At 41.7% G+C, this 12,878-nt stretch carries 11 protein-coding genes; all 11 read right to left on the bottom strand.

Features of this window, described 5'->3' with window-relative positions:
- Positions 1-91: 91 nt before the first annotated feature.
- Positions 92-1,378 carry a CapA family protein gene (locus ACZ42W_RS06200; protein ID WP_464169231.1) on the bottom strand — a complete coding sequence of 429 codons (1,287 nt, stop codon included), beginning with the start codon at positions 1,376-1,378 and terminating at the stop codon, positions 92-94.
- 29 nt (positions 1,379-1,407) lie between these two features.
- Positions 1,408-2,616, bottom strand: coding sequence for an MFS transporter (locus tag ACZ42W_RS06195; protein ID WP_464170886.1), 1,209 nt, complete (start codon positions 2,614-2,616; stop codon positions 1,408-1,410).
- A gap of 115 nt (positions 2,617-2,731) precedes the next feature.
- Positions 2,732-4,072 (bottom strand): cation:dicarboxylate symporter family transporter, encoded by a 1,341-nt coding sequence (locus tag ACZ42W_RS06190; protein ID WP_464169230.1) that lies wholly within the window; start codon positions 4,070-4,072, stop codon positions 2,732-2,734.
- A 499-nt stretch (positions 4,073-4,571) separates the two neighbouring features.
- Positions 4,572-5,807, bottom strand: a complete 1,236-nt coding sequence (locus ACZ42W_RS06185; RefSeq protein WP_464169228.1) for a hydantoinase/carbamoylase family amidase — start codon at positions 5,805-5,807, stop codon at positions 4,572-4,574.
- Positions 5,808-6,107: 300 nt separating this feature from the next.
- Complete coding sequence (locus ACZ42W_RS06180) at positions 6,108-6,503, bottom strand: ABC transporter permease (RefSeq protein WP_464169226.1); 396 nt, start codon at positions 6,501-6,503, stop codon at positions 6,108-6,110.
- On the bottom strand, positions 6,458-6,694 hold the full coding sequence (locus tag ACZ42W_RS06175) for an ABC transporter permease subunit (RefSeq protein ID WP_464169224.1): 237 nt from the start codon (positions 6,692-6,694) through the stop codon (positions 6,458-6,460). The genes ACZ42W_RS06180 and ACZ42W_RS06175 overlap by 46 nt, the downstream gene beginning before the upstream one ends.
- Positions 6,695-6,772: 78 nt before the next feature.
- The gene (locus tag ACZ42W_RS06170) at positions 6,773-7,192 is read right to left on the bottom strand and encodes a DUF3830 family protein (RefSeq protein WP_464169222.1); all 420 of its coding nucleotides are present in this window, start codon (positions 7,190-7,192) and stop codon (positions 6,773-6,775) included.
- 375 nt (positions 7,193-7,567) lie between these two features.
- Positions 7,568-7,948 (bottom strand): RidA family protein, encoded by a 381-nt coding sequence (locus ACZ42W_RS06165; protein WP_464169220.1) that lies wholly within the window; start codon positions 7,946-7,948, stop codon positions 7,568-7,570.
- Positions 7,949-8,566: 618 nt separating this feature from the next.
- The gene (locus ACZ42W_RS06160) at positions 8,567-10,564 is read right to left on the bottom strand and encodes a methyl-accepting chemotaxis protein (RefSeq protein WP_464169218.1); all 1,998 of its coding nucleotides are present in this window, start codon (positions 10,562-10,564) and stop codon (positions 8,567-8,569) included.
- Positions 10,565-10,779: 215 nt separating this feature from the next.
- Entirely contained in the window at positions 10,780-11,133 is a 354-nt protein-coding gene (locus ACZ42W_RS06155; RefSeq protein ID WP_464169216.1) for a cupin domain-containing protein, read from the bottom strand.
- Between the two features lie 66 nt (positions 11,134-11,199).
- Positions 11,200-12,861: an L-lactate permease gene (locus ACZ42W_RS06150; protein WP_464169214.1), complete on the bottom strand. Its 1,662-nt coding sequence runs from the start codon at positions 12,859-12,861 to the stop codon at positions 11,200-11,202.
- Positions 12,862-12,878: the final 17 nt, after the last annotated feature.

The raw sequence follows: 12,878 nt of genomic DNA, 5'->3' as shown, positions 1-12,878 counted from the left end.
ACAGTACAAAGAAAGCTTCAGCAGAAGACCCTGCTGGTGTCTTCTACTGAAGCTAACGAAAAATATAAATTACTTTTCCTCTAACGAGCTATTAGCTAAGTTTCACAATCCCGACGCCATCTTTAACTTCGATAGTCGTTCCAAACTTCGCGGAAAGCTCCTGCATTTCCTTAAGAATTCTTTCTCCGTCTTCGGCGGAAGCCCGCTCAGGAGATCCCTTTCGGGAACGAGGCTGATTAAAACCGAGCGTAACCGGATGAATAGCTACATTCTGAAGTTTACCCTCTACAAAATCAAAAGTGCCGATTACAGATTCAAAACACTTCGGATTTGTTTCACCCAACAAGCCGCCTGAGGCAATTCTAAAGTCATATCCATCAGCAGTACACTGCTCAGAACTTAGATTGCCGAATTTCTCATAAAACTCTGAAGGTGCCTTTTCGATGAGTTCGCATTGATAAAAGAAATCCCCGAGTCCATGGAAAATTGGCCGCTCATTATAGATTTCAATTCCTCTTAAAACATGAGGTCCATGGCCAATATAGGCATGTGCCCCTGCATTAATACACATATAGGCAAATTCGCGTTGGAAATCAGCTAACTCTTGCTTATCTTTTCCTTTCATCTCATGCGAATGACCACTTACGAGTACGATATCGGCCTGCCTTTGAGCCTCTTTAATCGCTCTCTCAATTCGCTTTGCATCATTTTGGTCCATTTTTGTATAGGTTCCAGGTTCACCGACTTCGAAAAGATGCTCCCCAAAGTTGAATGTCCCATCCTGATTATTCTTAATTCGTTTATTGATTTCAGTTTGGCCTGCTACTACCTTTAAGCTTTGCATAGCTTCTTCGGAGATTCTATGAACCGTAGTAAAATGTAACGCATTAATTCCCGGTCTCCCGATAAAATCCTTCCGTTGTTCCCCTGCAGGATGCCAGTCGCGAAAGCTTGTATTCACTGCGACAAGCGCCACACGACCCTTCGCAGTTTCGAAATACCTGGGACGACTTGCTTCAGATAAGTTTCTCCCTATACCCGCATAGGTTACACCTTCTCGCTCAAGATTTTCAATCGTCCTAACTAAGCCATTATGAGACCAATCCATACTATGATTGTTGGGAGCACCTAGCAGGTTAAATCCCAACCAAACCATATCGGATATTACGGAAGGTGGTGCGGCAATCCAGTCTCCGCCACTATGTTTGGACGGATAAACGTCATTTTCGTAATTATGAATGGAAGTCTCAAGATTTGTAAAGCGCACATCCGACTTCATTAACAATTCCCTGATTGCAACGAGCTTCGGGTCCTCTTTTGGTAACCTTGTGACTGTAAGTGAATCACCGGTAACAGCAAAAGATATCTTCTGACTCATTTTTTCTCCTCCACCTTTCATGACATTTTCTATCTGCATTTTCTATTCTTAATGGTAAGTGCTACACCAGCAGCGAGAACAAGGCTTGCAATTATCACAAAAAAGGCGTGACTATAGGACCCCCCATTAATTTGAATCAGGTAACCGAGTAGGAATGGTGAAATAATCCCTGCAATCTGGCCTGCGGCGCCCACTGTAGCAGAAGCCGAGGCCATGATATGTTTCGGTAAACTATCGAACTGAATGCCGCCAAAGGAGCCAAAAGCAATGAACATGAAGGCAGCTGCAATACATTGGTAAATGATTAATATCCTGTCTGTTGATGCATAAACCATTAGATATAAGGCTAACGCAGCGACCAAAGCACTCGGGACAAATACCCATTTTCTTTTCCCTATGAAGCGATCTGACAAGTATCCACCAAAGATCATCGAAGCCGTTCCGATCAAATACGGCAGCGCACCATACATCCCAGTCTTAACCAATGTGAATCCCCTTGCCTTCAGAAGATAAGAAGGTAGCCACGATGTAAAGCCCCAATAGGTAAAATCAAAGAAAAACCAGATTAAAATGAGTTGCCAGAGGATCGGTTTTCCTAGAAACTCTCTATACGTTATTTTAGAAACTTCCTCGTCAGAGTAGCCTTCTAATTCCGAAGCTGTCTGGATTTCAGTGAGTTCGCTCTTAGATATCTTGGGACAGTCGAGCGGATTATCCCTAAACCTGAACAATAAATATAAGACAATCATTGCCCCTGGGATTCCAAGCATTACAAAAACCACACGCCACCCATACGTTCCAATAACCGCAGCCGCGACTATCGTAGCAATCGCCGGCGCTAAACTATTGACAGATGATCTTATGGCGTTAGCCGTAGCCCGTTCTTTAAGGGGAAAATAGGTTGCCATGATTTTCATAGGTGCCCCCGCTGAAAGTGAACCACCTGCCCCAAGTAAGAAGCGAATGAGCAACATAAGAGGGTAAGAAAAAGCCAACCCAGTTAGAGGAATGAAAAGCGCAGCCCAACCCATCGAGAGAGTTAGGGCCTTTCTTGGGCCGATTTTATCTGTTATCAAACCACCGGGAATTTGAAAGAGAGAAACGCTCAAAAAGCTAAGACTAATAATAAACCCTTGAGCAGCCTCATTGACAGCAAATTCTCGGCCTATTAAAGGTAGCGAAACATTGATCACCATTCGGTCGAAAAGGGAAAGAAGAGAGCAGGCCCAGAGAAACATCAAAACATTATATCGCATCTTCAATATCGGTGCACTTGGTGAACACGCTGCTGAATCTCTGATTCTGATTGCCCCCTTCTCCTTTTAATATCGACCTTATACCTTCTTCTCTGGACTATTTCGCCGCGCTTTGAACTTCTTCGTTATTCAAATCAAGCTCGGCAATTCTCCCAGAAAGGACATCCTTAGCACGATTGACATCTAGCAAACGCTCCCAACGTGCAACCACGAAGGTTGCGCATGCGTACCCGACGATGTTAACAAAGACACGAATCTTTCCCATAAAACGGTCCGGTCCAAACATTAGGGTTACTGCCGCAGCTGGGATCAGACCTGTCGCCGAGGCGCTCGCTGTAAGAGCTACGAAAGCTGAGCCCGGTATTCCTGCCATCCCCTTAGAGGTTAGCATAAGAATACCTAAAAGAGTAAGCTGTTGTGCAATGCTCATATCGATACCCATCGCTTGAGCAAGGAATACTACCGAAAGTGACAGATAAAGGGAAGCACCATCTAGATTAAAGGAGTAGCCAGTTGGTACTACTAACCCGACAACTGAGCTGTGACACCCTGCATGCTCGAATTTTGCCATCAAACGCGGCATGCAAACCTCCGTCGAACCTGTTGCAAAAGAAATGACTATTTCTTCGCGGATGTAGCGGATCAGTTGCCATATTCCAATTCCTGCGAATACTCTTACAATAATGCCTAACACAACAATGAACAATAATGAGGCCCCAGCCATTGCACCAATTAACTTACCAAATGAAATCAGCATATCCAAACCATACAAACCAATGCTATATGCCATGGCTGCAAAGGTGACAGGCACTGAAAGCTTCATGAAGAAGCCAATCATCTTAAAGATGACTTCATTGAAATGCTCGATAGCATCTATAACGACTTCTGCACGCTCTTTTTTCATTTTAAGAAGGGCAAAGCCAAAGAGGAGAGAGAACAGCAACACCTGTAAAAGTTCATTATTCGCAAATGCTCCGACGACACTGTTCGGGATGATGTTAAGGATAAAATCTACCGTAGAAGGGATTTGTGCTCCTTTGGTTTGCGCTACCAAGGCCTTTTCACTTAGGCTGGAAGGATCGATATGCATTCCCGCTCCGGGATGGATGATATTAGCTGTAATCATTCCGATTGCCAAAGCTATGGTAGTCACGATCTCAAAGTAGAGAATGGTTTTTCCACCGATACGGCCAACTGTCTTGATATCTCCAACCTTTGCGATACCTACGACCACAACTCCGAAAACGACTGGGGCAATTACCATCTTAATCAATTTAATGAAACCGTCTACCACTGGCTTAAGCGGTGATCCAAATGCGGGCCATAACCAACCTACAATAATACCAATGACCATTGCAGCCATAATCTGAAAGAACATTCCTTTATAAAAGGGCTGCTTTGCTTGAGGCGCTTTTACGACTTGATTTTTTTCTGCCATGACTTTTTCCTCCATCATTATTGAATTTTTTCGGTCTCTTCTATAAAACATTGACTAGACTTTTAACCACTCCCCCTTTTCACATAGGGATAAATAATAGACTTAAGCGCTTTACATATAATCAATTGCAAAAAGCATGCCATATTCGAGTTAATTTTGCTGAGTAAGAAAGAAAGTATTTCTCAGCGAGTAATCATAGAAGATGCTTTATTTTGTAATATTAAAATAGCCGCAAGGGTCTAAAAATAGTCAAAATATGATAATTTTCAGACGCTTACTACTATCATTAACTGTAAATCATCAAGCTTTATCACAATCCGATTCAGTAATTTTATATTGAGTTGTATTTCCGCTTCATTCCGGTTACTAATTGGCTGCCATATGGTTAAATGCACATAACCAAAAGAAAGATCTCCGCAGGAGTTCTTATCTCACAAAAATATAAAAAGGAAGAACCGAGAGTAACTCGATTCCCCCTGTACCATTAAGATAACTCCGATTATTGCACCTGTACAGCTAGTTTTAAAAGTGTATGGAATAGAACATTGGTACCATCAGCACAATCCTCTGCTGAGCTCCATTCAGCTGGATTATGGCTAATTCCATCTTTCGAGCGGATAAATATCATACCCATGGGACAAAAGTTGGCAAAACTCCCTGAGTCATGACCCGCACCACTAGGAAGTTTAAAGACAGGCAATCCAAGTGTCTCGCAGGACTCGCATATTGCCTCTTGTATATCCTCTGAACAGGGTTTCGGTGCGCTCCCTTTACTAAATATCTGAAGGTCAACCTCTATAGCACGCCTGATGCAGATTTCTTTAGCCTGGGCATATATTTCCTCTAAAACTGCATCACGAGTCTCTGTAGACTGCGCTCTAACATCAATACTGAGCTCAACCATCCCCGGAATAACATTGACTCCGCCAGGGAATGCGTTGATTCTACCCACTGTTGCGACCGCAGTTTCTTTGTTTTGGGCAGCTTTTTCGATGACCTGAATAATCTCAGCCGCAGCAACCAGCGGATCACGGCGTAGATTCATGGGAGTTGCTCCCGCATGGCCGGCTTCCCCTGTAAGGACAAGTTTCCCCCTCGTTTGGCAGCAGATTCCTGTGACAACACCGACAGATAGGTTATGACTTTCGAGGACTTTACCTTGTTCAATGTGTAATTCGACTTGGGCTTTAGCATAGCCGGGTGGTAGAGCGGCTTCACTAACACGTTCCGGGTCTATTCCATTTGCCCTTAAAGCCTCAGCGATTGTTATCCCATCCTTATCGGTGTGAGCTAGTATTTCAGGTTTATTTGCTCCCACGAGATGCCTTGCACCGGAGAAGCCACTCGAAAAACGTGTTCCTTCTTCGTCACGGTAGATATAAACCTCTATAGGATGTTCCGTGATGATACCCTGTTCATTCATGGTCTGAAGTGCTTCAATTCCTCCTAAAATCCCTAGACGACCGTCGAACATTCCTCCATCATAAACAGTATCAATATGCGAACCTGTCATCACTACAGACGCCTTCGGATTTCTCCCTTCTTTGCGCCCGATTAAATTACCTGCGGCATCCATACGGACCTCTAATCCGGCCTCTCTCATGTAAGTAGCAACGAGGTCGACTGCAGACTTATCCTCAGGCGTGAAAGCAAGGCAATTCACTGCACCGGATTCCTGTCTTCCGATTTCTCCAACTTCTAAAATCCGATTAAACAATCTTTCTTTGTTAATCATAGTTCCACCCCTTTAACCTTATTTGAAACATTTAGCTGTGAAAATAACAATGTGAATTAGAAGACCATATTTTGCATGTCCTGGTGGCGACTGTCACATGTCCTTTAGATGTAAGATAACTATTGATTAATAACGACTTTGTTCGAGTATTCGAATATTATTCCCTGACTGACTTCAAGAGGATAATGGCAGGCCACCATATGTCCATTCCCGCGATTCTCCATGATCCGTCTGGAAGCAAGTTCGCAAATCTTGTACATCCAGTAATATTTCGTAGTTTTGCATTATACTTCCCTCCCTCTACAACCGGCGGCCTTGTGAACGCGGGTCAAATACGTCACGTAACCAGTCTCCGAGGAAAATAATACCTAATACAGTTGTTGTGATTGCAAGGCCAGGGAAGGTTGCTAACCACCAGCTAGTCGCTAAGTACATTCTTCCCTCGTTCAGCATATATCCCCAGGAAATCGTAGGGGGTTGAATGCCCAGACCAGGGAAACTTAGAGAAGCTTCAGAGAGAATAGCTCCTGCTACATTCATGGTACATACAACAATAAAGGTTGAAAAAACATTAGCTATGATATGTCTAAACATAATCACTCTGTCCTTTGTCCCGATAGAACGAGCTGCCCGGACAAAATCCCGTTCTCTTAACTGAGGACCTCTCCACGTATGAGTCGGGTATAACCCGTCCAAGTGGTTCCCCCCATTACTAGAATAAGGGTTACCACACTAGGACCGAACACACTAACAAATACGGGCATGAGTAAAATATTCGGCAGAGCGATTAAAGTCTCAACAATTCTCATGATGATATGGTCCACTATTCCACCGCAATATCCACAGAGTACATCGAGCACAGCACAGATCGATCCTGCGACAGCCACTGCACAAATACCGACAATATAGTAGCCGGTTTAAAATGTACTTTCCCTAAAATCACCTCCGTTAATAAGGACGGGGGGTTATACTCTTCTCTCGAATACTATCTCCTGTGCCCCTTCATAGAGAGTCTTCCTACCAAGCTCCGGGAGTCGTTGGTTACCCTCAACAATAGTGAGAAAGTGATTCCCTGCGATTTGACCACGTGGACAAGCAAAGCATGTACCACCGTATGGTATAAGAATCTCGCCATTACTTAGTTCTTTGCCGGGATACATAAGGATTTCTCCTTTTGACGGATGGCTGGTAGGGCTTTCGTAAGGAATATTTGCACCGAGGTCCTTCAGATCAATAAAAGTTGACTGACCACTCCAGCGAGCCTGAATCATTCGAGCTTTAAAAGGTAATAAGTTTAGGAACCATTCACTTGTTTTGGGAGCTTTTTCTTCTTCCAGTTGTGCGACAAAGATAAATTCGCCGGATGTAATTCTGATGTGAGTCAAGTTAAATCCCCCTCATGCTGATATTGATGATTGCTTCAATCACCTGTCCGGTAATCAATGCAATAATCTCACCAACTCTGTCGCTATTTTCTAAATTTTCGTTCTAGGCGGAATAAAATACTTTACATATGTCCAATAGTCCAACTTTCTTGTTTTTTAAACCCTGATTTAACCTCAAGTACAATATTAACCCCGATATTTAATATTTAAACCGAGCAACATTGGTGATTTATTGGTTAACCCATTTCTAATAATCTTCCTCCATTTTTAACTCCAGGCTGCATAAATAGTCAGTGAGGCAACACATATATCAAGGAATGTGTTGCCTCATTATAACCAATTACGTTAACCCTATCTCTGAATCATGAACTAAGACTAATTGTTTTTTACCGCTATAACTTCAATTTCAATCAGCGCATCCTTAGGCAATTTCCCAACCTGATAACATGAACGTGCCGGAAAAAGCTTTCCACATGCTTCACCATAAATTTTGTTGACAGTGGCAAAATCATTCATATCTTTTAAGAAGATTGTACTCTTAACAACATTGTTAAAATTCGTCCCGGCCCTCTCAAGAATTGCCTTAAGGTTATTCAATACCTGATTCGTTTGCCACTCTATATTATCTTGATCGATTTCTCCAGTCTCAGGATTTACAGGAAGTTGCCCAGAAGTAAAGACGAGATTTGATACCTCAATTGCTTGAGAATACGGTCCAACCGGGGCAGCAGCTTTATTTGTTAGTATTTCTTTCATAATGATGACCTCCTTGAAATTTCTAAAGACTATTCATTGCAATAATCGTGCCAGTTATTGCTCGGACTAAATCTCCTAAAAAATCCCTCACCATCTCTGGTAACATAGCACTCCTAGGAACTTCTGTGTAACATTTCCTGACTGGGTTCGAACTTGTAGGATTTACTGGTCAAATAGACAATCTTTTGGTTGCCCATCTATTAACCAATTAAAATTCAATTGCTCCCTACTGCTTTCGGAATAGCAAATCGAGTAGGGGGGGGCGATTAGCCCCCGTCCTCCCACACCACCTAGCATGTGGGTCCGCACTAGGCTTTTCCTAAACGTTCGTGAATATCCAAATAACTTTGAAGTAAACTATTAAGCCCTTGACTTTCCCAGTAGGAATTGTTGAGGGCATTATTTGTGTTCCGGGACAATAAAGAGCAATAAAAAGATCCGCTCAAATAAGAATTACTTTCTTATTTGAGCGAACCCTTTATTCAACCAGGTTATCATTTCCTAACGCAATGATCAGCAATCAAAGAAGGAAGCAAAAGAACGCCCCCTTGCTTCTTTCACCTGCAAAAGGAAATCGTTTTTTTAAGAGTGTTATGATTCTTACTTTTTATTATCTTATTAGAATTTAAAAACAGAACTCTTTGTCACGAGTTCATTTGACAAACCGTTAATTGATTGAACTAACTGGGCGAGTTGTTCGACCATTGCAGTTTGTTCTTCGGAGGTAGCCGTTACTTCTTCAACCGAAGCGGAAACTTCTTCACTCGATGCTGATATATTTTGCATATAAGCAATGACATCATCTTTACTTCGATTCATCATATCTAAGGCACTTGCGGTTGAAAGAATTTTATTTAATATTTCCTGAATCTTATTAAAGATTTTATCAAATGCTACCTGAGTTTTAGATGCGTACTCCATTTGCTCATGAACAATTGCTTGGATTGCATTCACGGAAGTTGCATTTCTTAGCGTCCCATTCTGAACTTCTTTAATAATTAGATCAATCCTTTTAACCGAATCAGTAGATTGTTCAGCAAGTTTTCGTATTTCTTCAGCTACAACTGCAAATCCTCGCCCTGCTTCCCCTGCTCTGGCGGCCTCAATCGAAGCATTGAGTGCCAGTAGGTTGGTTTGTTCGGCTATCCCGCTAATGACTAGGGTTATATCCCCAATATTGTTTGAGCTCTTTTCAAGTTCTTGGGTTACTTCAGAAATCTTCTCTACTTCTTGTTCATTCTGTTCGGTTATCGCTAAGAGCTTTTCTACGACAGCTTTATCGCGATTTACAATCTCACTAATCTCATCCGATGTTTGTTTCATGAGTTCGGATTGTTCATTGATTTGCTCGATTTCTTCCCCTAGTGCGGAAATCTTCATGGAAGCCGATTCTGTCCCTGACGCTTGGGACTCAATGGCTTTCGCAATTTGTTGAGTAGTCATAGAGGTTTGTTCAACCGAAACAGCCGTGGTTCTTGCTGACTCATCTAGATTACTACTATAGGCGTTTAGGTTATTAATGGCTTCATTCATATTAATTAAAAGCCCTCGAACCTTTTCCACCATATCGTTGAAACTACGGGATAGAGTTCCGAGTTCATCTTTTGAGTTTATGTCCATCGTAACTCTAAAATCACCATTTGCAACTTTGCCCATTGCTTGATTTAAAGATGAAATTGGCTTTGTAAAGGTACGAGAAATACCAATCCCTAAAAAGACTGCAATCACAATAACAATGAGGAGAATAATTAACATGGTTACCATAATCCCACGAACTGGGGCATTCACATCCGCTTGGGTACTGGTAATAGCTAATAACCAATTTGTCCCTGGGATAATTGAGTAACTCATGACACGCGCTTGCCCTTGATAATTATATTGCATAGATTTAACGGCTAACTCAGTGGGTTTTTCTCCTTTATCCGAAATTACCTGTATTTCTGGAACAGGAACTTTCTGATTAATTAAGGTGTTATCAGGATGGACTAACATTTTTCCAGTGTCGTCAAGTAAATACGCGTATCCCGCTTGTCCAGGTTTTACTGTTCCCAAATCGTTACTAAAAAAATTAGTTGTCACTACATTTCCCAAAACTCCAATAACTTTTCCAGAATCATCTTTAATCGGAAATGCAATAACAATGATATTGTCATGATTACCAACATTCGATTGTAGAACTTGACTGATGTTTTCCTTTCCTTGAATAGCCTGTTTAAAATAGTCTCGTGCTGAGGAATTTGAACCTATATTTTTAGGGTCGCTATCCGCAACAATAATGCCTTGATTATTATTAACTTGTATATGTTGGTGATTGGGCATCTGCTTGAACGATTGAGCCAGAAAAGCATTAGCCTCATTTTTAGCATCTGCATTTGCAGGGTCTTCCAACAGCTCAACCAGAGCACGATTTTGGGATAAGCAATATGTAATTGTTTTTTCTTCGTTAATTAGATTCTCAATATCCTTCCCTGCACGTAAAGCATTTGTCTCTAATTCTTTGTTGCTTTGAGCTGTAACCACCTTCGAGACAGAGAAATATACAGAAACGCTAGTGACAATAAGTGCGACGGCAACTAAAAGTGAGATGAATAGTGGCAACTTGAGTTTAATAGACATAGTAATGCTCCTTTAATGTTCTAAAAGATTTCAGCTCCAAAAAGAACTTTATATTACTCCATTTCGTTAAACTCTCGAATCAAATAAAGGTGTTTTTTCCCTTTTTTCAGCAAATTGTATAAGCGATTAGATAAAATCTGAGTCGCCTTTTTATGTAGATATTTTTCAACATGAAAAGGCGACTTCTGTAAGGAACATTAAAAATTATTCTATCTTTAATTCGATAATCTTACCGTCTCAAGGGGTACCGGTCCGCAGACGCCAACGAACACAAAGCGGTCTTTTCCGGTATTACGCATGCCATGAGTTTGACCCGCCTTGGCGAGAATTGCCATACCCTTTTTAATCGGAATTTCTTCGCCTTCTCCTGCAAAATACAGTCCTGATTCCCCTTCTAAGCAAATCCAAACATCATCGCCATTTGGATGGGCATGAAGGAACACATCTTGACCAGGTTCCAGACACCACATAGCCGCTAAAGTTTTGTCAGTTTGGTAAACCAGTACTTTTTGAGGAACATTGGCATCAAACTTCGCTAATTCATCTAGGTTAAAGACTCTGTCACTCATAATGGACCTCCTGACGCAATTTGATAAAAATAAGGACAATAATCATTTCCTTTGTGATTAGTTCGCTTAATGAATCGCTGACGAAGCGATTTCTGGAATTACTCCTGGGAACATATACGCTTGTACTAAAATCATAACAATAACAACACCAAGGAGCATAAGTGAATATTTAGAAGTCCTTCTGAATATCTCATTCTCTTTACCCACTAAACCTGTAGCAGCACAAGCAATCGCGATGGACTGAGGAGAAATAAGCTTTCCCATAACGCCACCAATCAGATTTGCTGATGTTGTTAAAACCGGGTTGAGTCCCAACTGACCTGCGGTAACTTGTTGAAGCTTTCCGAATAAAGCAGCAGAAGAGGTTACTGATCCTGTTAAGAAAACGCCTAACCAACCAAGCACTGGCGAGAAGACTGGGAAAATAACGCCTGTAGAGGCAAATGCTAACCCCAGGGTGTAAGACATACCTGAGTAGTTAGCAAGATATGCCAAACCAAGAACGGATGCAATGGTGATTAGTGAAAAAACGAGTTGCTTAAAGGTTTGAGCAAAGACTTTTGCTCCACGTGCAGGACTAATCTTTAAAATAAGCATGGTAATCAACGCTGAAATCAACATGGCGGTACCTGCAGCCGCAAAAAAATCCCATTTATAGCTTGCAGCATAAACCGCAGGCTTAGCGACAATAGGCGCAGTTTTCATGACTAAGCCATCGACTCCTGGCCAATGCGGTATATTAACAAACCATTGAAGTTTTTTAGCTATTAAATCTTTGAACCCTTGGGTGCTCCAAATACCCATTACAATCATTAGGACTAAGAAAGGGGACCAAGCTTTAAAAATTTGACCACTGGTATAGGTTATCTTAGAGTCTTCTGAAGTACCTTCGTTAGGGAAGCGCCAAATTGTTTTGGGTTGCCAGAACTTTAGAAATACCGTTAAAGCAATCAAAGAAACAATAGGCGACACAATACTAGGAAGAGCAACGCCTAAATATTGTGTAATAAGAATGTTCGGGATTGCATAACCAATACCTACAACGAAAGCCGCTGGTAAAACGTCCTTCGTGTTTTTCCATCCAGCTAGCACAATCAACATGAAAATAGGAATAATCAGAGCGATAAAGGACATGTTACGGCCAACACCTTGAGCAAGAAGTAAATCGCTAATACCTGTAACCGACGACATCATGATCGTAGGTGTTCCGACAGGCCCAAACGGAACTGGTGGAGTATTTGCAACAAGACAAACAATTGCGGCCTGCAACGGAGGAAAACCTAAACCAATTAACATCGCTGCTGCTATTGCAACAGGTGCGCCTTGGCCTGCAGCCCCTTCCATAAAGGCCGAAAATGAAAACGCAATGAGCAAAGCTTGCATTCTTCTATCACTAGAAATTGAAGAAATTGAACTTTTGATAATCTCAAATTGTCCCGCCTCAACCGTTAGGTTATAGAGAAATACGGCGGTTAGCACAATCCAACCAATCGGGAAAAGTCCATTTACAACACCGAGTAATGATGAAGAAATAGCTATTCCAACAGGCATCTTATAAACAAGAACCACATCAACAATGGCTATCAGAAGCGTCAACCATCCGGCAATATGACCTTTCATCCGTTTAATAGCCAAGGCCCAAAAAAGAAAGAAGATTGGAATAGCTACCACAAGAGCAGTTAGGAATACACTACCGCCTAACGCAGTATAATTCTGATTCCATGGCATATTCATATACTTCCTTT

The organism is Desulfitobacterium elongatum, from assembly GCF_055378975.1.
The sequence above is the reverse complement of the archived record's forward strand: the minus strand, read 5'-3'. Positions and strand labels throughout refer to the sequence as shown.

Coding starts and splice junctions, on each gene's coding strand:
- ACZ42W_RS06155 (WP_464169216.1), bottom strand. CDS start 11,133: ATGAGTGACAGAGTCTTTAACCTAGATGAATTAGCGAAGTTTGATGCC.
- ACZ42W_RS06160 (WP_464169218.1), bottom strand. CDS start 10,564: ATGTCTATTAAACTCAAGTTGCCACTATTCATCTCACTTTTAGTTGCC.
- ACZ42W_RS06190 (WP_464169230.1), bottom strand. CDS start 4,072: ATGGCAGAAAAAAATCAAGTCGTAAAAGCGCCTCAAGCAAAGCAGCCC.
- ACZ42W_RS06165 (WP_464169220.1), bottom strand. CDS start 7,948: ATGAAAGAAATACTAACAAATAAAGCTGCTGCCCCGGTTGGACCGTAT.
- ACZ42W_RS06150 (WP_464169214.1), bottom strand. CDS start 12,861: ATGCCATGGAATCAGAATTATACTGCGTTAGGCGGTAGTGTATTCCTA.
- ACZ42W_RS06200 (WP_464169231.1), bottom strand. CDS start 1,378: ATGAGTCAGAAGATATCTTTTGCTGTTACCGGTGATTCACTTACAGTC.
- ACZ42W_RS06195 (WP_464170886.1), bottom strand. CDS start 2,616: ATGTTTCTCTGGGCCTGCTCTCTTCTTTCCCTTTTCGACCGAATGGTG.
- ACZ42W_RS06185 (WP_464169228.1), bottom strand. CDS start 5,807: ATGATTAACAAAGAAAGATTGTTTAATCGGATTTTAGAAGTTGGAGAA.